Raw genomic sequence first — 21,581 nt, 5'->3', positions numbered from 1 at the left:
AGGCGATCTCCTGCTGCCACTCGGCGGACGCCTGCGCAACCTCCTTGCCGCACCGATCCGGCAGGAGAGATCGTCAGCCGCTTCGGGCGAACGCCGCTGGAACGCGCTTCTTGCTGGGCGGGCTGGTACGACTGTCGGGGTCCGCAGCCGTCCCGCCCCCGTAACACCCCCTGCGATACCCCTTCCGCGGTCATTCGCCCAGCAGACGGCGCAGCCAGCGTACGCGGGCGGCGCAGGCGTCCGCCGAGAGTGCTGCCTGCGGAACGAGACCGTCGAACCCGTGAAAGCCGCCGGGCCACACGTGCAGTTCGGCGCTGCCGCCTGCCTGCCAGATACGGGAGGCGTAGGTGACGTCCTCGTCGCGGAAGGTCTCCGCGGAGCCGACGTCGATGAAGGCCGGCGGCAGACCGGAGAGGTCGTCAGCGCGGGCCGGAGCGGCGTACGGCGATACGTCGTCGGTGCCGTGTGCCTCACCCAGCAGCGCGTGCCAGCCGGTTTCGTTCGCGGTGCGGTCCCACACGCCTCGGCCTGCCATCTGATGGGCGGACGGTGTGTCGTTGCGGTCGTCGAGCATCGGGCACATCAGCAGCTGGCCGAGGATGCGTGGTCCTCCTCGGTCACGTGCGAGGAGGGCGAGCGCCGCTGCCAGCCCGCCGCCGGCGCTGCCGCCTGCCAGGATGATGCGGTCCGGGTCGCCGCCGATCTCCTTGGCGTGTCCGGCCATCCACGACAGTCCGGCGTAGCAGTCCTCCACCGGAGCCGGGTGCGGATACTCGGGGGCGAGCCGGTACTCCACCGACACCACCACCAGGCCCAGCTCTTCGGCCAGGTCGAGTGGGAGCGCGAGCCGGTTCGTGCCCACGACCATGCCGCCCGGGTGCGTGAAGTAGACGATCGGGCGCCGGTCCGGTACGCCGGTGGGGCGGCAGATCAGCAGGGACACCTCCGGCGCGCCCGGTGGGCCGGGTACCAGGCGCTCCCGTACGTCGAAGATCCCGTCGCGGCTCAGTTCCTCGTTCGTCATGAGCGCGAGCATGTTGTTGATCTGTTCCCGCGCGGCGGGGATGCCCTCCCGAGTGGCCGTGGTCGGCGCCAGGTCGCCGAGTGCCACGAGCGCGGCGGCCAGTTCCGGATCGAAGGGCGGAGGGGTTCCGGTCATCGACTACTCCTTGGGGATCGGTCGCGAAGGTGGGTGCGGGCACTTCACGACTCGTGGCGGACTCACGAAATGGTGGAGCGGTGTCGGCTCGTCGAGGATCGAGCCCGAGACGGGTGCGGGCACGGGAGCCTGCCGGGTGAACACACCATGTACGGCGATCGGAGCGACGCTTCGGTGGGCCGTCGAAACGGCCACCGCCTCGGCGCTCGAGTCACCGCCGACGGCCTTGGCCTGGAAGGTCGTTCACGGCCGCCGAGCCGGATACGGCCCGGGGGTGCTTCGCACCGAGGGAAAGTGAGCGGCACGCTAACCGGACTTCCCGGTCGCCGTCCAGTGCAGCTCTCTCGCCGCCGAGGTTTTCGGGGACGTTACCCAATGCGCGCCCGCCTCTTGTCGACGCCCGGTCAGGAGCGCCGACGCCCGGTCAGGCCGACTCCCTGAAGCGGACGCGCAGCGAATCCTGGAGGGGATCGACCGGGACCGGCTTGCCCTCCAGGGTGTCGACGACGCAGCGGACCTAGCCCCGGGCCATTGCCTCGGTGTCGCGGACAACAGTGGTCAGCGGCGGTTGGGCCAGAGCCGCGCCCGGGATGTCGTCGACTCCGATCACCGCCCGGTCCTGCGGGGCACGCAGCCCGAGGGAGCGCGGAGCGGCCAGTACGGCCATCGCGGCTTCGTCGTTGAACGCGCAGACAGCCGTCACCGGCGGGTCCGCGGCGAGCCATGCCTTCACCGCTGCCGCGGCACCGTCCGTCTCCAGAGGAACGGTTCGGACGTCCGGTTCCGGAAGGCCGAGTTCGTCGCAGACCTTGCGGACGCCGTTCAGCCGGGGCCGGACCAGGACATCGAGTCTTGTCAGGTCCGGGACGGCGTAGCCGAGCCGGACGTGAGCGGGGACGAGATGGCGTGCCTGCAACACGCCGATCGGTTCCTCGACACCGTGGGAAACCGCCGCTCCCCCTGTGCCGAGCCGTGCGCCGCCATGACCACCTCGATGCCCGCCGCCCGCATGGCGTCCGCTTCGACCTCGCCCTCGGGAAATCCGTCCAGGGCCAGTACCGCCGCCGGGGTCACCGCCTTCCAGATCTCCCGCAGAGGTCGAGCCGGAGGAGCCGACGAGTGCACCGGGAACGTGAGCTCGTGTTCGGCGAAGGCACTGGTCAACTGCTGGATGAGGCGCCCGAGTACGTGCTCGATCGGCCAGTTGGGCAGCAGGCCGAGCACAATGCTCGAGCGCCCCGTCCGCCCTTCGCTCCCGCCATGCGCCCCGCCCTCTGAGACACCTCTTGTCAAAGCCCACAGTCGCGGGCTAGCTTACGCACTCAGTCAACATACACGTTATAGTGACGCGATTAAGTAACTATGCGTAATCAGGATCCTCGCGGCGGTCCTCGCCGGCATGTCCGTTTCCCTGCTCGGCTCGGCGCTGACCGGCCTGGTCCGGGTCCCGCGGCTCCTTAGGGCCTTCCCGTTCGAACAGCCCCATGTACGTGCCGCGTCGGGCGACGCCACCGCCGCCCCCGCGATGACCGGAAAGGTCTTCCTGTGATCCGCCATCACGACTTCCAGCACGATGGACTGACACTGCGCTCCACGCTCCACATTCCCGACGGGCCGGCGGGGACCCGCCGGCCGACCGCGGTGTTCGTGCACGGCTTCGCCTCCAACCGGCTGGAACTGCCGGACTTCGTCGCCATGTCACGGCTGCTGGAGTCGCACGGCATCGCCTCGGTCCGCTTCGACCTCTCCGGACACGGAGAGAGCGACGGCGACTTCTTCGACGTCACCATCACCGGAGAGATCGCCGAGACCCGCGCCGTCCTGGGCATGGTCCGGACCTTCGACTTCGTCGACCCCGAGCGCATCGGCCTGGTCGGCATGAGCATGGGCGGCGTGGTCGCCGGCATCGTGGCGGGTGAAGAGCCCGAGATCAGCGCCCTGTGTCTGTGGTCCCCGGCCGCCGTCGCCCCCTTCGAGATCGGTGCCGGCCGGCTCAAGGGCCGCAGCCTCGCCCCCGAGATCGAGGCGAACGGCTACTTCGACACCGGCGGCCACCGGATGAGCCCCGCTCTCATCGCGGACATCGCCGGCCTCGACGTCTACGGACGCTCCGCCGCTTACCCCGGGCCCGTCCACATCCTGCACGGCGACAAGGACGACATCGCTCCCGTCGAGTACGCGCGTCGCTACCTGGACCACTACAAGGGCAGCGCGCAGCTGGAGGTCGTCGAGGGCGCGGACCACTCCTGGGGCTCGATCCCGCACCGCACCACGCTGCATCAGTCCACGCTGCGTTTTCTCCGGAGGCACCTCCAGCGATGAACACGTCGAGCATCGAGGCACCCGACGCGACGGACACCACCACGTCGGTCATCGGGTTGCGCACCTCGGACGACTCCGGTCTCGTGGCCACCCCGTATCCCGAACCACGCCTGTCATGGTCGCTGGCGAGCGAACGGCCGGACGTCCTGCAGCAGGCCTACGAGATCCAGGTGTCGACCGATCCGTCCTTCGGCGACAACCCGCCCCGCGAAGTGGTCAAGACCGACCTGGTGACCGATCACCCCTGGCCGGCCCCGCCGCTGCGCAGCCGTGAGGTCCGGTACTGGCGGGTCCGGGCCCACACCGACCTCGGGTGGACGGCGTGGAGCCGACCCGCCCGGGTGGAGGCCGCGCTCCTCGACGAGACGGACTGGACCGCCCGTCCCGTCCATCTCCCCAGTGACCGGGGCCGCACCTCCCCCGGCCCGGTGCCGTTGCTCCGCCGGGAGTTCGACCTCCCGGCGGAGCCGGTGTCCGCCCGCCTGTACGTCACCTCGCTCGGCGTCCACCACACCACCCTCAACGGCCGGCCCGTCTCCGACGACCTGCTGGAACCGGGCTGGACCAGCTACCCCAACCGGCTGCTCTACGCCACCTACGACGTCACCGACCTGCTCGTCCCCGGCCCCAACGCCCTTGCCGCAGCGGTCGGCGACGGCTGGTACCGAGGCCATCTCACCTGGCACAAGAACCGCGACGTCTACGGCGACACCACGGCTGTCCTGGCCCAGCTCGAAGTCACCCTGGCCGACGGCACCACCGTCACCGTCGACACCGACGACCGCTGGAGAGGTGGCTACGGCGCTCTGCTTGCGACCGACCTGTACGACGGCTGCGAGCGGGACGACCGCCACGAACCCGAAGGCTGGGAACTGGCCGGCTTCGACGACCACGGCTGGGAACGGGCAGCTCCACTCCCCCTGCCCACCGGACTGGCCCAGCGGGCCCACCCGGCCGTACGCGTCGTTCAGGTCATCCAGCCCGAGCGACGGACACTGCCCGACGGCACGATCGCCGTCGACGCGGGCGAGAACAACACCGGCTGGCTCCACATCCGCGCCGACGGCCCGCCAGGAAGCACGGTGACCGTCCGCCATGCCGAGGTCCTCGACGGCGATGGCCGCCTGCTGACCAGCATCCTGCGCGGCGCCCGCGCCACCGACCGGTACACCCTGGCGGGCGGCACCGTCGAGCTGGAACCCGAGTTCACCTTCCACGGCTTCCGGTACGCCGAGATCGACGCCTCCCCCGACGTCACCATCGAGTCGGTCGAAGTCCTCGTCGTGGCCAGCGACCTGCGCCGCATCGGCGACTTCCACTGCTCCGACGAACGCGTCAACTCCCTGTACGCCAACGTCGCGCGCTCCCAGCGCGGCAACTTCCTCGCCGTCCCCACCGACTGCCCGCAGCGCGACGAACGCCTCGGCTGGACCGGGGATCTCATGGCCTTCGCCCCGACGGCGTGCGCCACGTTCGACAGCGGCGCCTTCCTGGACAGCTGGCTCACCGATCTCCGTATCGAGCAACGCGACGACGGCGCGGTCCCCCTGGTGATCCCCGACGTCCCGCTCGGCGAACTGCCACCGACCGAGTTGCCGAAAGCCGGTGGCTCAGCGGGCTGGGGCGACGCCGCCACCGTCGTACCGGCCGCCCTCTTCGACGCCTACGGCCGGCAGAGCCAACTGGGCCGTCACTACACGGCGATGCGCGCCTGGGTCGAGTTCACCGTCGCCCACCTGGACGACGACGGGACCTGGACCGGCAACGCGCAACTCGGTGACTGGCTGGACCCGGCCGCACCACCGGAGGACCCGGCGCGGGCCACCACCGACTCCGGCTATGTCGCCACCGTGTTCGTCGCGCACAGCGCCCGGCTGCTCTCCGACGCGGCCAGGGAACTGGGACATGCCGACGACACCGACCGGTACGCCGACCTGCACCGTCGTACCGCCGAGGCGGCCTGGCGCAAGTGGGGCGACCACGCCCGCACCACCCAGACCGGGTGCGCGCTCGCGCTCGAATTCGGCATCGCACCCGACGCCGAGCGCGCCGCGGTGGGCGACGACCTCGCCGCACTGGTGCGTGCCCGCGACGGACGCATCGCCACCGGCTTCCTGGGCACGCCGTTCGTGCTGCCCGCCCTCACCCACACCGGCCATGTGGCCGAGGCCTACCAGCTCCTCCTCAACACCGCGTGTCCGGGCTGGCTCTACCAGGTCGAACGCGGCGCCACCACCATGTGGGAGCGGTGGGACGCCATCCAGCCCGACGGCACCATCGACGTCGAGAACGCGGGCATGATGCTGTCGTTCAACCACTACGCCTACGGTGCGGTCGCCGCCTGGCTCTATCAGTCCGTCGCCGGACTACGACCCACCACCCCGGGCTACCGGACGATCGAGATCGCGCCGCACCCCGGCGGCACGATCACCTCCGCCGACACGTCGATCATCACCCCGTACGGCATGGCGTCCGTGGCCTGGGCGATCAGCGGTGGCAGCCTCACGGTGGACGCCGTACTGCCGCCCGGCACGACAGGGCGGTTCCTCCCACCCGAGGGCTGGCACTCCGCACAGGCAACCAACCGGCTCGGGTCGGGAAACCACCGTCTGGTCCTGCGCGCCCGGACCAGTCCCTGAGTCACCCTTCCAGGAACGGCTCATGAAGATGAGCGAGGCGGCTCCGGAGCCCGTCGACGCCTGAACTCCCCTGCCCGGCCCTGATGACCGGGCTCACCGGCCGCGGCCCGCTGTGCCCTGACACACAGTGGGCCGCTCAGGCATGTCGGCCTGCGGCCGTATGCGCGCTACTTCAGCGCAGCGCGTCGGCGAAGAAGTCGAGTGACCGATGCACCTCGGTGAGCCCCGGGGTCCTGTTGAGGTGGCCGTGCGGCATACCGGCGGCCAGGTAGGTGCTGGCCTTGACCCCGGATGCGGTCAACTGCCGCCCCAGGAGCTCACCCGAAGGACGGAGGTCGTCGTATTCGGACACCAGCAGGTGAACGGGCGGGAGGTCGTGCAGCGCAGCCGCCCCGGGCAGTGCGTCGCGGGGAAGGTCGGTGAGGCGGCCGACGTAGTTCTCCACCATGAACTCGATGTCGGTCACGGAGAAGCGCATCATCGGTGGGAGGGCCGCCATCTCCGTTGCCGTGGCGCTGTCCAGGGCCGGGACGGGGAAGTGCGCGAACGGGTAGGCGAGCAGGAGGAGATCGGCCGGCCGCAGTGCTTCGTCGCGGTCCCGGAGGGCTGAGGCCAGGGCCAGGGCCGCGCCCGCGCTCGCTCCGCCGAGGGCCGTCAGGTCGGCATCGGCGGCGTACTCCGTCCTGAGCCACCGCCACGCGGCGTGCACGTCGTCCAGGGGTACCGGGTAGCGGACCCCGTCCGTCGCCAGCCGGTAGTCGACGGAGACCACCACCGCCCCGGCCCGCGCCGCCAGTTCGGCCGCGACGACATGCGCCTCCGGCATGTCGAGGTCGCCACCGCGGAAGCCGCCGCCGTGCACCCACAGCACGGCCGCGGAGCCCGGGTTCCGTGGGGTGTAGGTCCTGACGGGCACCGCGCCGTGCGGGCCGGCGATCTCGCGGTTGTCGACACTGACGTCCGGTGGTGTCCATTCCGCCGGATCCCGGGCGAACTCGATGAACCGCGCGAGGGCGTCCGGGTCGCCCAGATCGGCGAACGTCATACCGGCGAGGAGGTGCAGTCGATCCGCGAGACAGGGGTCGAGGGGCACGGAGTCACCTTTCTGTGGTGTCTGGGCATGGGGCCGTCGGGGCGTACGCCGACTCCGTCAAACCACGCCGGCCGACCGCGGGCCAAGCCGGTGTCGCCGCCCCGTCCGGCAGGGGGTTCGCGGCGTCGTCAGGCCGACTCGCGGGCCGCGAGCCGGATCTGCGGTTCGAACAGGTCGCGCGAGGCCTGTTCACCGTCGAGCGCGGCCATCACCGTGTTCGCGTACAGCTCGGCGACGGTGGGGAGGTCTTCGACGACGGTGGTCAGGGGCGGATGGGCCAGCGCTGCGGCGGGGGTGTCGTCGACGCCGATCACCGCCATGTCCCGAGGGGCTTCGAGGCCGAGCCGCCGCAGACCGGCGAGGACGGTCATGGCCACCTCGTCGTTGAAGGCGCAGATACCGGTCACGGGGGAATCGGCCGCGAGCCAGGTCCGGATCGCGTCCGCGGCCGCGTCCGCAGTCAGCGGGATGGTCCGGACGTCGGGCTCGGGCAGGCCCAGGTCGGCGCAGACGGCTCGTACGCCTTCCAGTCGCGGTCTGGCGAACACGGCGACCCGCTCGTCGTCGGGGTACGCGTAGCCGAGGCGCCGATGGGAGGCGGCCAGGTGACGGGCCTGCGCGGCACCGATCGCGTTCGCACTCGTGACGCTCGCCTCCGCCCCGAGCCCGCTGGATTCGTACAGGGCGACGATCACCTCGATGCCGGCGGACCGCATCGCCGCCGAGTCCGAGTCGGAGAACGGCTCGAAGGCCAGCACGGCGGCCGGCGTGAGCGCCTTCCAGATGTCGCTCAGCGAGCGGGCGCCCCGGACGCTGGAGTGGACGACGAAGGTGAGATTGCGCTTCGCGAACGCGAGTGTCAGCTCCTGTATGAGGTTCCCGACCGCGTGGCCGAGGGGCCAGTCGGGCAAGAGGCCCAGCACGATGTCGGAACGCCCGTAGCGCAGGGCTCTTGCCGCCGGCGAGGGTGCGTAGCCGAGCGTGGCGGCCGCGGCCAGGACGCGCTGACGAGTCGCGTCGGTGATCTTCTGATGCGCCGAGTTGTTGAGGACGAAGCTCACCGTCGCCCGGGACACACCGGCCTCACGGGCCACGTCAGCACTCGTCACCCTGCTGCTTCGCGGTGCCATCGATGACCACCTTCCACGAACCTCTTGCGCAACGCGCGAGACACAGTTAATTTACGGGCACTCACTATAACGTGTTAACGACACGTTATAGCTAACCTGGTCAGCCACGATGTGAGGTGGTTCGATGGGGCGGTTCCGCCGATTCGTCCCATCGCCGCCATTGAAGCAGACGACCTGTGTCGCGCACGAGACGGAGTGACCCTCCGAGCACGACGGCTGGTCATACCTGCACGAAACGGTTCGGCCTCTCCACGACCGCTCATGCGGCCCCTCCGGTCCGGCCACCACATCAGCGGAGAAGTCCACTTCGGCCGTCCCTCGCGCCGAGATTCCCATCTGAAGAGCCGCAAGCCCGCATAGCGGGCCATCCGCGTCGGTGGCTTCCACGCGAGCCCGCCCCGACCTCCCTTTCGCCCCTCCCCGGCACCCGTGCAACGGAGACCCTCAATGAAGAGCAGAACCGCAGTCCAGGCCTCGATCGGCGTCGTCGCAGCGCTCACACTCGCCGCTTGCGGCGGCGGAAACAGCAGCAGCAGCGCGGGCCCGGTGAACCTGACCATCGCCCTGTCGTCCGCGCCCAACAGCCTGGACCCCGCGCAGGTCGCTGTCGGCCCCTTCCTGAACTACATGGACCCTGCCTACGCCTCGCTGCTCGGCCGCAAGGCCGACGGCACCCTGGAGGCCGGTCTCGCCGACAAGTGGGGCTATGTGGGCAGCGGGAACACCAAGTTCCAGCTCAGCCTGCGCAAGGGGGCGAAGTTCTCCGACGGCACACCCATCACCGCCGCCGACGTCGTCAGCTCGTTCAAGTACTTCCAGAAGGGCAGCGGACCCACCGCCTCCTACTTCCGTCCGCTGACCTTCTCCACTCCGGACAGTTCGACCGTGGTGGTCACCAGCCCGACGCCGAACCCCGACATGGGGACGCTGTTCACGCCGTCGTACATGGGCGGCGCCATCATCAGCCCGGCGGGGCTGAAGACCCCGGCCAAGCTGGCCTCCACGACCTTCGGCGCCGGACCGTACGTCCTCAGCGCCCAGCAGTCGGTCTCGGGCGACCACTACGTCTACGTTCCGAACAAGAACTTCTACGACAAGGCCGCCGTCCACTTCAAGAAGATCACCGTGAAGGTGATGCCGAACGTCAACTCCCAGGTCCAGGCCCTGAAGTCCGGCCAGATCGACCTCATGTACGGCACTCCGGACGTGGCGCCGACCATCGCCGGCGACAAGTCACTCACGACGCTCACCAAGCCCAGCACCTGGGCGGGCCTGTACCTCCTGGACCGTTCGGGCACCATCGTCAAGGGACTGGGCGACGTTCGGGTGCGGCAGGCGCTGAACTTCGCCATCGACCGGGCCGCGATCACGAAGGCGGTCTACGGCGAGTTCGGATCACCGGTGTCCCAGCCTGCGATGCCCGGGTACGACGGCTACAGCCCCGAGGCCGAGAAGATGTACCCCTACGACCCGGCCAAGGCGAAGCAGCTGCTCGAGGAAGCGGGATACAGCAAGGGACTCACCATCCCGGTGAACTACGGGTCGTTCGACCCCTCGACGACCAAGATGCTGCAGGCCGTGCAGGACCAGCTCTCCAAGGTGGGCGTCACCCTGAAACTGCAGGCCGCCGCCAACTTCGGCGGCTGGATCAACGACCTCGTGTCGAAGAAGTACCCGGCCACCGTGCTCTCCCCCGGCGCCGGTGGTGAGGAGAACTTCTACGCGCAGCAGGCCGGCTTCACCAAGACGGGCATCATGAACGTCTTCGGCGTGGCCGACCAGGACGTCGATGCCGCGTTCAGCCGGCTCGCCACGGCCGACCCGAAGTCCAGCGGCACGGCGGCGAAGGATCTCACCGATGTGATCGTGCGGAAGGCGCTCGCGCTGCCGGTGTCCGGTACCGAAACCATCGCCATGTACAACAGCAAGCTCCAAGGCGTGCAGTTCCCGAAGAGCAGCGCCCAGCTGACCTCCAACACCACGTGGACCACTCGCTGATGTTCTCCATCGTTCTCCGCAGGCTGGCGCTGTCCATCCCGCTCCTGGTGATCGTCTCGGCGATCACCTCGCTCCTGGAGTCGTTCGTGCCGGGTGACCCGGCACGGACGGTCCTGGGGATCAACGCGACCAAGGAGCAGTACGACGCGCTGAGAGCCGCGCTCCATCTCGACAAGCCGTTCGTCGAGCAGTACTGGCTGTACCTGCGTGACATCCTGCACGGCGACTTCGGTGCCTCGCTGTTCAGCGGTGAATCGGTGGCGGGGACGATCGGTGAACGTCTGCCGGTCACGCTGACGCTGGTGATCGGGGCCACCGTCGTGTCGGCCCTGGTCGGCATCCTGCTCGGGGTGTACAGCGCGACGCGTGGCCGCTTCAGTCGCCGGCTGATCGACGTGGTGTCCCTGCTTGGCAGCGCCCTGCCCAACTTCTGGCTCGCCCTGATGCTCATGTCCCTGTTCGCCGTCAGGTTCACGATCTTCCCGGCCACCGGATACACCCCGTTCGCCGAGTCACCGGGGCAGTGGGCCAACGGCCTCGTACTGCCCGTGATCGCCCTGTCGATCGGGGGTGTCGCGATGGTCTCCAAGGTCACCCGCGACGCGATGCTGTCCACCCTGGCGCTCGACCACATCAGAACGCTGCGGGCCTGCGGTGTCCGGCCCGCGTCCATCATCTGGAAGCACGCCCTGCGCGGGTGCGGGCTGCCGGTGGCGACAGCGGTCGGCCTCTCCGCGATCGCGTTCATCCCCGGCTCGATCCTCGTCGAGAACGTCTTCACCCTGCCCGGTCTGGGGACGACGGTTGTCGACGCGACCAACCAGCACGATCTTCCGGTCGTGCAGGGTGCCGCCATCACCTTCACGTTGCTGGTGATCGCGGTGAACCTTCTCGTCGATGTCGTCTACAGCCTCCTGAACCCGAAGGTGCGTGTGGCATGACCGCAGCTGCTCCGCCCGTGAGCGTGCCGTCGCGGAAGTGGACCCGCTTCCTCGCCGGGATCTGGCACCGCCCTCTGGCCGCCGCGGCTCTGGCCGTGGTGCTGGCGGTCACCGTCGCCGTGATCCTCGCCCCCCTGCTGGCACCGCACCCGCCCCTGGCGCAGGACCTGCTCCACGCGCGCGGCGGTCCGTCGGCAAGCCACCCGCTGGGCACCGACGACCTCGGCCGCGACATGCTGAGCCGGCTGCTCTACGGCGGCCGGCCGGCCCTGCTGGGAGTGGGAGTGGCCGTGAGCGTCTACATCGTCCTGGGCATGTCCCTCGGCATCCTCGCCGGCTATCTGCGCGGCTGGACCGACCGCGTCATCGTGGCCGTCATGGACGTCATGCTCTCCGTTCCCGTGGTCATCCTCATGCTCGCCGTCCTGGCGATCTTCAGCCAGAGCAACGTGGCCGCCATGTTCACGCTCGGCGTGCTGTCCGCCGCGGGCCTCGCGCGGATCATCCGCAGTTCGTGCATCGCCCTGCGGGAGGAACTGTTCGTGGACGCGGCCAAGGTGTCCGGCCTCGGCCCGGCGCGGATCATGGCCCGGCACATCTTTCCCAGCCTGGTCGGTCTGTTGCTGGTGCAGGTGTGCCTGTTCTCGGGCGTCGCCCTCATGGTGCAGACCGGCCTGGGGTTCCTCGGTCTGGCCACGCCGGCGCCCGCCCCCAGCTGGGGCGGCATGGTCGGAGAAGCCTCCCAGGTCATCCAGCAGAACCCGTCCCTGCTGTTCATCACCGGCGGACTCATCGGCCTGATGTCCCTCTCCTTCGGTCTGCTCGGCGACGGACTGCGCGACCTCACCCAGGACCGCAGGCGGGGAACCAGCGGGCGCTCACCGCGTCCGGTTCCCCTGACGGTCGCCAAGGACGCCGTCGAAGGGTCTGAGACACCTCCGGAGACGGGCGTACTCACCGTGCGCGACTACTCCATCTCCTTCGCCACCGCGCAGGGCCCGCGCACCGTCGTCGACTCGGTCGGCTTCAGCGTGAACGCCGGCGAGATCTTCGGGCTCGTGGGCGAGTCCGGCAGCGGGAAGACGGTCACGGGCCTCTCCCTGCTCGGGCTCCTCGCCCCCAACGGGAGGGTGACCGGCGGCTCGGCCTGGCTGTCCGGCAACCGGATCAGCGGGCTGCCGGAGCGGCACCTGCAGCGCATCCGGGGCAGGGAGATGGCTCTGGTGTCGCAGGAACCCATGGTGGCCCTCGACCCCAACTTCACGATCGGCTCCCAGTTGGGCGAGGTCGTCCGCCGTATCGGTGACGTGCCGGGTGGCAAGGACGCCGTACGCGAGCGGATCCGCGAGCTGCTGACCAGCGTCCACCTGCGTGATCCCGACGACGTCGCCCGCCGCCACCCGCACGAACTGTCCGGCGGCATGCTCCAGCGGGTCGCCATCGCGATGGCCCTGGCCGGCTCACCGAAGGTGCTGATCGCCGACGAACCCACCACGGCCCTGGACGTCACCGTGCAGGCCGGCATCCTCGACCTGCTCCGGTCGCTCCGCGACGACCGCGGCATGGCGATCATCCTGATCACACACGACCTGGGAGTGGTCGCCGACACCTGCGACCGCGCCATCGTGATGGAGAAGGGCCGGATCGTGGAAGAAGGCTCGGTCGAGGACATCTTCTACCGGCCCCAGCACCCGTACACGAAGAAACTCATCGAGAGCACACCCAGCATCGCGACAACCGAGGGCAGGCTCGCGTGACCGGCACACCCATACTCCAGGTCGACGGGCTCGCCGTCCGCTATCCGTCCCGTGGCTGGCGCAAGCCGCCGACCACGGTCATCGAGGACGTGTCGTTCGAGGTCGGCCGGGCCGAGACGGTCGCCCTCGTGGGCGAGTCCGGCTCGGGCAAGACCACCATCGGCCGAGCCGTCCTGGGACTGACCCCGGTCAGCGGTGGACACGTGCTGCTCGACGGGCGGGACATCACCAGCCTCTCCGGTCACACCCGGCGTGCGCTGTCCACCGACATCCAGGCGATCTTCCAGAACCCGTACGGCTCACTCAACCCGGCCCTGCCGGTGGGCCGTACGCTGGCCGAGCCCCTGCTCACCGGTTCGACCCACTCCCGCGGCGAGGTCCGTGAACACATCACCGACCTGCTGCGTCGCGTGGGCCTCCCCGAGGACGCGGCCGACCGGTACCCGGCCCAGTTCAGCGGTGGCCAGCGCCAGCGCATCGCCATCGCCCGGGCGGTCGCCAGACAACCGAAGCTCATCATCTGCGACGAACCCACCAGCGCCCTCGACGTCACCACCCAGGCCGCCGCCCTGGATCTCCTCTCCGAGCTCCAGCAGTCCCTCGGATGCGCCTACCTGTTCATCACCCACGACCTCGCCGTCGTCAAGGAGTTCGCCGCGCGCACCCTGGTCCTGCAGAACGGGCGCATCGTCGAAGAAGGACGCAGCACCGATGTCTGTGACCAGCCGCAGCACGAGTACACACAGCGCCTGGTGGCGGCCGCGCCCGTCCCCGACCCGGTCCTGCAACGCCAGCGCCGTCAGCGGCGGATGAGTATGGAGACGGCGGCCTCCTGACCGACGGCACGATCACCGTCGTACCGCCGTCCACCGCTTGGCCGTCCCAGCAGGCAGGGGTGACGACCGAGCCGGCCGGGCGGGCGATTCGACCCACTCCCGCAGTCCCACTCGGGAGCCCGGGCGCGCGCACGGCACCGGCTCCGAGGCCGAAGGCATGCTGAACGGCGCCGAACGCGCCGTAGGCACAGCCTTCAGGCACGGAGCGGGCGCGTCTCACCAGGCGTCCGGCCGAAACGGCTCCGGAAGACCCGGGTGAAATGGGCCTGGCTGGCAAAGCCCCAGCGATGGGCGACTTCCGCGACCGTCAGGTGACGGGAGCCGGCGTCGGCGAGCTGCTCGTGGGCCTTGGCCAGCCGCTGTTCGAGGATGTGACGGGAGGGGCTCACACCGGTCGCCTGGAAGATGCGACTGAGGTGACGGGCCGACACTCCGATCGCCTCGGCGACCCGCCCCGCGCTCAGCCCGGGGTCGGTCAGATGCCGGTCCATGTAGTCCTTGGCCACGGCGAGTTGGGAGATCGCGGCGGGTGTCGCGGAAGCGCCACCCAGTCTCGGCGCGGCCAGCGTGCGGACGATGTCCAGCACGATGGCCTCGGTGCTCGCCCCGTCGTCGCTCCCGTGGCCCTCGGCCCAGTCGCCCAGGACCGCTCCCAGCGCCGACACCAGCGCGCCCTCGGCCGCGGATCCGCGGCCGAACAGCATGGGCGCCGACACCTCGCCGGAGGCGCACAGCGTGGCGAACACGTCGCGGGGGATGTCCACCAGCAACTGGCGCATGGGTGAGGGGAATCCGAACAGGTACGACCGCCGTGTGTCGTAGAGGATCAGGTCGCCCGTCTGCGGGGTGAGGCAGCCGCCCTCGTGGAAGAACACCCCCTGGCCGGCCGTCAGCAACGAGACTAAGACCGAGTCCTTCGGCAGCGCCTGACAGGTTCGCGGAGTCCGTTCTATGACGTGTTCGTTGCCGGCTATGTCGGCCAGTCGCAGGCCACCCAGCTCGACGTTCGTCTGCGTCGCCAGCAGACCCTGCTGGGAGTAGGAGGAGCAGGACAGGCCCACCAGGGCCCGCCGGTTGTACTCCTCCCAGAAGTCGATCCGGTCCTCCGGATCGACCGACTGCGTGGACACGCGCGAGACGACAGGTCGGCCCAACTGAGTGTCCTTTCCAACCCGTGCGGCCGTAGTCGGTGTGACGCGCCGACCCCGAGTCGGCCACCGCGAACGTGAGTCAAGTCCAGCCACCGGCAGGAGGACGAGCGATCGTGCGGCCGTGTCGCGGGCTCTGACGCGGGAGTGGCCCACGGTGTCTGACCCCTCGCCGGGCCACGAGCGTACCCCGTGCCGCAGACAGCGTCACGGGTCCGGCCGAAAGCCCGGCGGCGCACCCACCCGGCGGTGTCAGACGGTCAGGTAGCCGCCGTCGACCGGGAGGACCGCGCCGTTGACGTAGGAGGCGGCCGGCGAGCACGGGAAGGCGATCGCCGTCGCGATCTCCCGGGGTCGGCCGAACCGTCCGAGCGGGACGCGCGAGAGCACCCCTTGGGCGGCCTCCTGGTCGTCGAGCACGCCGCGGGCCAGCGGCGTGGTGACGAAGCCCGGCGCCACCGCGTTCACGCGGATACCCTCGGCGGCGTACTCGGCCGCCAGTGACCGGGTCAGCTGGGAGATACCACCCTTGCTGGCGCTGTAGGCCGGCCGGTCCCGGCTGCCGAAGAAACCGAACATCGACGAGACGGTGACGATGCTGCCGCCCCGGCGTGCGAGAAGCGGGCGTGCCGCCTGGCAGGCGACCATGGCCGAGGTGAGGTTGACCTCCAGCACCTGGTCCCATCGTCCGAGGTCGTATTCGTCGCGGTCCCGGCTGATGCCGGCGCACGCGACGAGGTGGTCGATACGGTCGTACGCCTCGATACGGCCGATGAGGGCACCCCGGTCCGTGACGTCCTGCTCCACGATGTCGACCCGCTCGTGACGGGGCAGTTCGTCGCTGTCGGCCGGGGGCAGGCCCAGGGCGTAGACCTCGGCTCCCAGGTTCGCGAGCAGATCGGCGGTGGCCGCGCCGATGCCGGAGGTTCCCCCGGTCACCAGGACGCTCTGGCCGGCGAACGCGTCGGGGGCGAGTCCGGTGGGCTCCGCGAATCCGCTGGTCATCTTCGCGATTCCGTTCGGTCGGCGGGTGGACAGGGCACCGGCGCCCGGGTGCGGTGTGGCGCCGGAGCGACCAGGACCTTGACCTGATTGCCCGGGCCGTCCGACAGCGCCTCGAATCCGTGGGAGACGAGGTCGTCGAGGTCGATGGTCGAGGTGACGACCGGTGTCAGGTCCAGGCCCTGCTCCGCGACGAGGCGGATGAGTTCCGGGTAGGTGTCGCGGTAGCCGACACTGGCGACGATCGACTGCTCGTTGTTGACCAGCGCGAAGGCGTCCAGGGTCACCTCCTGTGCCAGGCCGACGAGGACGACCCGGCCGCCGCGCCGCGTCGCGGCCAGGCAGGTTCGCAGGGCGGTCCCGGATCCGACCACCTCGAACGCGGCGTCGACGCCCTCCCCGCCGGTCAGCTCATGGATCCGTTTCCCGACGTCCTCTCGCCCGCCGGCGTCGATCAGATCCGTGGCGCCAAGACCGGCCGCGAGTTCCAGACGGGCAGGGGACATGTCGACGGCGACGATCCGCCGCACCTTGCGTTCCGCGGCGAGCAGGACGGTGAACAGGCCGACCGGTCCCAGGCCGACGACGGCCACCGTCTCGGGTGTGGTCCCGGCGCGACGCAGCGCGTGCAGGGCGACCGAGGCCGGTTCGAAGAGCGCGGCCTGCTCCAGGGACACGGTCTCGGGGAGGCGGTGGGCCATGTAGGCGGGGATGGCGGCGTACTCGGCCATGCCTCCGTTCCCCATCAGTCCGGCGAACCCGAAGTGACGGCAGATGTTGTACTCACCGGCCCGGCAGCGCGGGCATGCCCCGCATCGGTAGTTCGGCTCGATCGCCACTCGGTCGCCGACGGCGAGGCCGGCCACAGACGGCCCGAGGGCCGCCACCGTCCCGCAGAACTCATGGCCGAGGACGAGTGGAGCCGTGGCGCCGGAAGCCGGATGGGGCTCGGCGACCGGGATGGCGTGCGGCCCGTCGGCGTACTCGTGCAGGTCACTGCCGCAGATACCGCAGTAGGCAACCTCGATGAGCACCTCGCCCATCCGGGCTTCGGGGACGTCCACGTCGGCGATGCGGACGTCCCTGGCTCCGTACCAGACGGCGGCTTTCACGCGACCGTCCCGGGCCGGACCGCGGGCTCTGGTCCGACCGCCTCCGCCACGACCGCGCTCGAAAGCAGGGCCTCAGCATGTGCAACCCGGCGATCAGGCTCTCCCGGTACGGAGTTCAGCGAGCCGAGACCGGCCCACGACTCGACGGCGGTCACGCCGCCGGAGGAGATGAACCGCACCCCGCCAGGCGCCGTCTCGGCAGGGGACGTGGCCGTGCACAGGGGGAAGCTACTGATACGGGGCGTCGGAACGCCGGCACGCGGAAGCACCGAATGCACCGGGGTCACCGGGGTCACCGGAAGAGCGAGTTGATGTAGTCGGCGCCGATGCCGACCTTCTCGTAGTGCGTTCGGCACAGCTCGATGTAGTCGTGGACGTCGAAGTAGCCGACGGTCTCACCGTTCTCGTCCAGCCAGATCAGCGGCCCCTTGACGATGAAGAACGCCTTCATCGGCTCGTCGCTCTCGTAGGCCACCAGCGTGTGTCCCTCGCCCGGCGACTCGTAGACGAAGTCTCCGGCCTCCGCGGTCCAGGGCCGTTCCAGATACCCCCACTTTCCGGAGATCGTGTAGGCGAACACCTCGTGCGGGTGGTAGTGCCGGTTGACGAGTCCGGCCTCCTTGGCGCGCAGGATGTCGGCCCAGGAGTTGTCCTTGACGTTGATCCACAGTGGCCGCGAGCCGACGGTCTCGCTCAGTGGTGCGTAGTACCGGTCGTCGTCGGTGGCCACCTGGGACAGGTAGACCTCCGGCTGCGCGTCAGGCTTGAGGGAGTCCTGGATGGGCTTGAGGCCCTTCCAGAATTCGGAACTGGCTTCCTCGGGCATGTCTCGGCTCCATTTCCTCAGGGGCGACCGACAGTGAACCCGAACGCGGGTGGCGGGTCTTCCCTCTGGGAGACATCGCGGATTGCCTGTTCGGGACATGCCCGCTTCGCAGCCACATGGTCCCGCCGGCAGCCGCAGAGGACAGCAACTCCCTTGTCCAATAACCGACTTGAAACTTTGTCGCGTCCCTGAACCTGCACACGCTTCCCCACTTCTCCACTATCTTCCCGTGTCCATGACAGAGAAACGGGAAACGTTGCCCACTCAGATCGGTCGCCGCACCGTGCTCATCGCCACGGGTGCCACCGCCGCCGCTCTGGCCGTGACCGCAGCCACCCCCGGAACCCCCACCTCCCCCACACCCGCCCAGGCCGGTGACGCCGCCCCCGTCGCCGCCACAGCCGTCTGCACCCTTACGAGGGAGATGACGGAAGGGCCCTACTACCTCGACGGCCAGTACGTCCGCGCCGACATCCACGAGAACAAGACCGGCATCCCCCTCAAGCTCACCCTCACAGTCGTCGACGACGACACCTGTGCGCCCCTCAAGAACGCCCTGGTCGAGCTGTGGCACTGCGACGCGCTCGGCGAGTACTCCGGCTTCGTCGGCGAGAACGGCCACAACGAACCCGACAACGGCACGTTCCTGCGAGGTGGTGTTCTGACGGACGCCAGTGGCGTCGCGAACATCACCACCGTGTACCCCGGCTGGTACCGGGGCCGCTGCGTCCACATCCACCTCAAGGTGCACACGAACGTCACCCTCACCCCGAACGGCTCGTTCACCGGCGGCCGGGAACTCCACACCGGCCAGCTGTACTTCCAGGAAACGATCACCCGCCGCGTGGCCGCGCTCTCGACCTACGCGGTCAACACCGTCCCCCGTACCACCCTCACCCAGGACTCCATCTACGACGGAGGAGGTGCCGCCTCCGGCCTCCTCACCCTCACCGCGCTGGGGAGTTCCACCTCGGCGGGATACGCGGCGACACTGACCGTCGGAGTGGAGACCGGCTGACGCCGTCGGCACCGCCGCACAACCCGTCACATGGGGAAGTGTCCGCCAAGGCGACACAGTGACCACCGGACGTCGGCCGGCTTCGAGGGTGCCGCGGTCTTCTCCATGAGTTGCTCCGCGGGTCCTGTGGAATCCGTCCAGGGAGGGGCCGCATCAGTCCCTCCCCGGACAGGTCGAGGACGGCTGCGGCAGGAACGTCGTGCGCGGTGCCGGCGAGCTGCACCTGGTACACCACCACCTGGTTCACCCCGGCCGTAACGGTCCAGTCGCGGTGGCGTCCCAGGAGGCGAAGGCCGCGGCACCTACGTGCTCGACACTGACACCAAGGGTCAGTGTCGAGCCGGCCGGCGTTCAGGTGGCCGCAGTTCAGCGGTGCTCGGGACGCGGGTGCGTGAGCAGGCGGCCGAGGCTGATGGTCGCGCGCTGGAGTTTCGCGTCGTGGGGCGCGTCGAGGCCGGCATCGGTGATGTACAGCTGGTTGAGGCGCCCCGCGCGGCGACGTGAACCCTTCCCCGACCTGACGGATCGTCATACGCCGAAGCCGGTTGACCGTCAGGCTCAGTTCCGGTTCTCCCAGAACAGTCTTTCGTTCCTGTCCGGATCGGACACGATGCGGCACCTGGCGTCGAGCCACATCGTGGCACGGTCGGTCAGCGTGTAGGCGGGCCACCTCGGCACGCCCGTCGCCGTGGGGCGGCCCGTGTGGGCGAAGCCCGCCCACAGTTCGCTCATGTGCCGTGCGGTCGCCAGCCGTTCCGGCGACTGATCCACGTTGAGGATGTAGTCGGGGTTCTTGTCGGTGTTGGCGAATTTGAGGTTGATGTCCGAGGCGTGCGGTGAGCCGATGGGGAAATCGGTGCCGGGCACCAGGGTCGGGCTCGGGTAGGCGAGCTGGTACATGAACACGGGCGCGGCGTGCTGTGCCTGTTTGGCCTCCGCGATCTTGATCGCGTCGCGCCAGATGGGCGAGGTGGTGATCGCGAAGTAGAGCTGTGCCGGCGTCGCGCCGGGCCTCGTCGCCTGGAAGGTCCGGATGATCCGGTCGAGGTCGGTGCCCTGATATGTGCCGCTCAGCCGGGAACGCAGTCCGGCCTCGTCGATGCTGAAGATGTCGCGTGGCCCGAAAAGACTGAAGAACACCGTCTCGTCGCGGCAGGTGCCGCACATCAGCGGCTTGTCGGCCGAGAAGGGAGCGGCGCCGTCGGCGAAGGGGTGCCGCGGGATGACGGTGCCGTCGACGAAGGCCCCGAAGCCGGGGAGCGGGGCGGGCTCACCCCACGGAGGGACGCCGTTCGCGGCTTCGGACTGCTGGATCTCCAGCAGCCTCGCGACCGGAATGTCATGGAGCCGGGGAATGTCCGTCGTGGTCAGTCCCAGTAACTCCAGTGTGCGCCTGGCCCGGGCGGTGGCACCGTCGCGGGTGGGGAAGCGCAGTGGCGCGGCGCTTTCGATCGACGCCTTGTGGAACAGTGGCGCGGCGGCCGGCATGGTGTGGACAGCCGCGGTCTTGGCGCCGCCGCCGCTCTCGCCCCAGACCATGATGTTGTCGGGGTCGCCGCCGAAGTTCTCGATGTTCTCGCTGGTCCAGCGCAGCGCGGCGAGAATGTCCAGCATCCCCTGGTTGGCCGCGTGGTCGCCGTCGGCGAGATCACCCAGGAACAGGTAACCCAGCAGGCCCAGCCGGTGGTTGGACTCGACCACCACCACGTCGTAGAGCCGCGCCAGATGGCTGCCGTCCTGTCCGGTGGCGGAGCCGGAGCCGATCATGTAGCCGCCGCCGTGGTTGTAGAACATCACCGGCCGCCGACGGCCGTCGGCGGCCGGGGTCCAGATGTTGAGGTACAGGCAGTCCTCGGAGGGAGCCGGCATCCGGCCGTTGCCGCCCGGCCCCATCTCCCCACCCGCTACCTGGAACGCGGGGTTGGGAAACCTCACCGCGTCGCGTACGCCGGACCACCTCTCGGGCGGCTTCGGCGCTTTGAACCGGAGTTCGCCGAGCGGCGGCGTGGCATAGGGCACGCCGAGAAACTTGGCGATGCCGTCCTCGCGCCTCCCCCGTACCTTGCCGTAACAGGTTGCCGCCATGACCGTGCTCCCAGCGGGTCGCGCATACGCCGGGACGGGCATGCTCATCGCGGCGACCGCGGACAGCGAACTGCCGATCACCGCCCTGCGGTTCAGTTCCGAGCCCACCATCAGACCTCCTCCTTCGGAGAACGCAGCCGCCGAAGTCCCGGCCGAGTCCTCACACACGTTTTGTAACGTTTCAATTTGTGCTCTTGGCTTGCCGCTTCGAGACGGTGAGTGACGAGGCACGAGAGACCGTCCGTTGCGTATGAGTCTCCCCGCACCTGGGGCCGCAGCCGAGGCGTTCGGAGCATTGCCCCGCTTTCGGATCAGGCTCTGCGAACGTTTCACGCCAGTGCGCGGAGACGGGGGTCGAGACGTCGCTGACGGTCGGGCACCGGCGTGCGGACGGGCCGTGTACGCAGAGATGCCGACCACGCCTCTGCGGTGGGTGCGACCTACACGGATGGGGCGGCGTCGGGGAGGCTGCCGGGCCGCCGAAGCTTTTTCGCGGAAGCTTTCCCGATGAGTTT

At 69.6% G+C, this 21,581-nt stretch carries 18 protein-coding genes; 8 read left to right on the top strand and 10 right to left on the bottom strand.

Annotated elements, in window-relative coordinates; all coding sequences use genetic code 11:
- Nucleotides 1-190 precede the first annotated feature (190 nt).
- The 3 genes from STRTUCAR8_RS17305 to STRTUCAR8_RS54230 form a co-directional block, all read right to left on the bottom strand.
- A complete protein-coding gene (locus STRTUCAR8_RS17305) occupies nucleotides 191-1,159 on the bottom strand; it encodes an alpha/beta hydrolase (protein ID WP_006377094.1) in 969 nt (322 codons plus the stop codon).
- 517 nt (nucleotides 1,160-1,676) lie between these two features.
- Nucleotides 1,677-2,078 carry a substrate-binding domain-containing protein gene (locus STRTUCAR8_RS54235; RefSeq protein ID WP_006377076.1) on the bottom strand — a complete coding sequence of 134 codons (402 nt, stop codon included), beginning with the start codon at nucleotides 2,076-2,078 and terminating at the stop codon, nucleotides 1,677-1,679.
- Complete coding sequence (locus tag STRTUCAR8_RS54230) at nucleotides 2,015-2,383, bottom strand: hypothetical protein (RefSeq protein WP_234372601.1); 369 nt, start codon at nucleotides 2,381-2,383, stop codon at nucleotides 2,015-2,017. Before STRTUCAR8_RS54230 ends, STRTUCAR8_RS54235 begins: the two co-directional genes overlap by 64 nt.
- Before the next feature lie 175 nt (nucleotides 2,384-2,558).
- Between STRTUCAR8_RS54230 and STRTUCAR8_RS52530 the strand changes: the two genes are divergently transcribed.
- From STRTUCAR8_RS52530 to STRTUCAR8_RS17290, 3 genes are read left to right on the top strand one after another with little or no spacing between them, the layout of a single operon-like run.
- Nucleotides 2,559-2,708 carry a hypothetical protein gene (locus tag STRTUCAR8_RS52530; protein WP_006377084.1) on the top strand — a complete coding sequence of 50 codons (150 nt, stop codon included), beginning with the start codon at nucleotides 2,559-2,561 and terminating at the stop codon, nucleotides 2,706-2,708.
- Nucleotides 2,705-3,481 carry an alpha/beta hydrolase gene (locus STRTUCAR8_RS17295; protein WP_006377087.1) on the top strand — a complete coding sequence of 259 codons (777 nt, stop codon included), beginning with the start codon at nucleotides 2,705-2,707 and terminating at the stop codon, nucleotides 3,479-3,481. Before STRTUCAR8_RS52530 ends, STRTUCAR8_RS17295 begins: the two co-directional genes overlap by 4 nt.
- Nucleotides 3,478-6,120 (top strand): alpha-L-rhamnosidase, encoded by a 2,643-nt coding sequence (locus STRTUCAR8_RS17290; protein ID WP_006377099.1) that lies wholly within the window; start codon nucleotides 3,478-3,480, stop codon nucleotides 6,118-6,120. Before STRTUCAR8_RS17295 ends, STRTUCAR8_RS17290 begins: the two co-directional genes overlap by 4 nt.
- Nucleotides 6,121-6,292: 172 nt before the next feature.
- On the opposite strand, the gene STRTUCAR8_RS17285 is transcribed toward STRTUCAR8_RS17290, so the two are convergent.
- Entirely contained in the window at nucleotides 6,293-7,213 is a 921-nt protein-coding gene (locus STRTUCAR8_RS17285) for an alpha/beta hydrolase fold domain-containing protein (RefSeq protein WP_006377086.1), read from the bottom strand.
- 128 nt (nucleotides 7,214-7,341) lie between these two features.
- Nucleotides 7,342-8,343 (bottom strand): LacI family DNA-binding transcriptional regulator, encoded by a 1,002-nt coding sequence (locus STRTUCAR8_RS17280; RefSeq protein WP_006377059.1) that lies wholly within the window; start codon nucleotides 8,341-8,343, stop codon nucleotides 7,342-7,344.
- Nucleotides 8,344-8,790: 447 nt separating this feature from the next.
- Here STRTUCAR8_RS17280 and STRTUCAR8_RS17275 point away from each other — a divergent pair, with 447 nt between their 5' ends.
- The 4 genes from STRTUCAR8_RS17275 to STRTUCAR8_RS17260 are packed head-to-tail and all read left to right on the top strand — an operon-like array spanning nucleotide 8,791 to nucleotide 13,875.
- On the top strand, nucleotides 8,791-10,341 hold the full coding sequence (locus STRTUCAR8_RS17275) for an ABC transporter substrate-binding protein (protein WP_006377104.1): 1,551 nt from the start codon (nucleotides 8,791-8,793) through the stop codon (nucleotides 10,339-10,341).
- Nucleotides 10,341-11,282, top strand: a complete 942-nt coding sequence (locus tag STRTUCAR8_RS17270; RefSeq protein ID WP_044472362.1) for an ABC transporter permease — start codon at nucleotides 10,341-10,343, stop codon at nucleotides 11,280-11,282. The genes STRTUCAR8_RS17275 and STRTUCAR8_RS17270 overlap by 1 nt, the downstream gene beginning before the upstream one ends.
- Nucleotides 11,279-13,039 carry a dipeptide/oligopeptide/nickel ABC transporter permease/ATP-binding protein gene (locus STRTUCAR8_RS17265; RefSeq protein ID WP_006377071.1) on the top strand — a complete coding sequence of 587 codons (1,761 nt, stop codon included), beginning with the start codon at nucleotides 11,279-11,281 and terminating at the stop codon, nucleotides 13,037-13,039. Before STRTUCAR8_RS17270 ends, STRTUCAR8_RS17265 begins: the two co-directional genes overlap by 4 nt.
- Nucleotides 13,036-13,875 carry an ABC transporter ATP-binding protein gene (locus STRTUCAR8_RS17260; RefSeq protein ID WP_006377082.1) on the top strand — a complete coding sequence of 280 codons (840 nt, stop codon included), beginning with the start codon at nucleotides 13,036-13,038 and terminating at the stop codon, nucleotides 13,873-13,875. The genes STRTUCAR8_RS17265 and STRTUCAR8_RS17260 overlap by 4 nt, the downstream gene beginning before the upstream one ends.
- 194 nt (nucleotides 13,876-14,069) lie before the next feature.
- On the opposite strand, the gene STRTUCAR8_RS17255 is transcribed toward STRTUCAR8_RS17260, so the two are convergent.
- From STRTUCAR8_RS17255 to STRTUCAR8_RS17240, 4 genes are all read right to left on the bottom strand, one after another.
- Nucleotides 14,070-15,005, bottom strand: coding sequence for an AraC family transcriptional regulator (locus STRTUCAR8_RS17255; RefSeq protein WP_100247574.1), 936 nt, complete (start codon nucleotides 15,003-15,005; stop codon nucleotides 14,070-14,072).
- A 270-nt stretch (nucleotides 15,006-15,275) separates the two neighbouring features.
- Nucleotides 15,276-16,028 carry an SDR family NAD(P)-dependent oxidoreductase gene (locus STRTUCAR8_RS17250; protein WP_006377088.1) on the bottom strand — a complete coding sequence of 251 codons (753 nt, stop codon included), beginning with the start codon at nucleotides 16,026-16,028 and terminating at the stop codon, nucleotides 15,276-15,278.
- Nucleotides 16,025-17,137: a 2,3-butanediol dehydrogenase gene (locus STRTUCAR8_RS17245; protein WP_006377075.1), complete on the bottom strand. Its 1,113-nt coding sequence runs from the start codon at nucleotides 17,135-17,137 to the stop codon at nucleotides 16,025-16,027. The genes STRTUCAR8_RS17250 and STRTUCAR8_RS17245 overlap by 4 nt, the downstream gene beginning before the upstream one ends.
- A gap of 292 nt (nucleotides 17,138-17,429) precedes the next feature.
- A complete protein-coding gene (locus STRTUCAR8_RS17240; RefSeq protein WP_006377063.1) occupies nucleotides 17,430-17,963 on the bottom strand; it encodes a 2,4'-dihydroxyacetophenone dioxygenase family protein in 534 nt (177 codons plus the stop codon).
- Between the two features lie 235 nt (nucleotides 17,964-18,198).
- On the opposite strand from STRTUCAR8_RS17240, the gene STRTUCAR8_RS17235 reads away from it, so the two are divergent.
- Nucleotides 18,199-18,981, top strand: a complete 783-nt coding sequence (locus STRTUCAR8_RS17235; RefSeq protein WP_044472356.1) for an intradiol ring-cleavage dioxygenase — start codon at nucleotides 18,199-18,201, stop codon at nucleotides 18,979-18,981.
- 558 nt (nucleotides 18,982-19,539) lie between these two features.
- Here the strand turns inward: STRTUCAR8_RS17235 and STRTUCAR8_RS17230 are convergent.
- Nucleotides 19,540-21,177 carry a carboxylesterase/lipase family protein gene (locus tag STRTUCAR8_RS17230; protein WP_006377093.1) on the bottom strand — a complete coding sequence of 546 codons (1,638 nt, stop codon included), beginning with the start codon at nucleotides 21,175-21,177 and terminating at the stop codon, nucleotides 19,540-19,542.
- Nucleotides 21,178-21,581: the final 404 nt, after the last annotated feature.

Source organism: Streptomyces turgidiscabies Car8 (genome assembly GCF_000331005.1).
Lineage (GTDB): Bacteria > Actinomycetota > Actinomycetes > Streptomycetales > Streptomycetaceae > Streptomyces > Streptomyces turgidiscabies.
The sequence above is the reverse complement of the archived record's forward strand: the minus strand, read 5'-3'. Positions and strand labels throughout refer to the sequence as shown.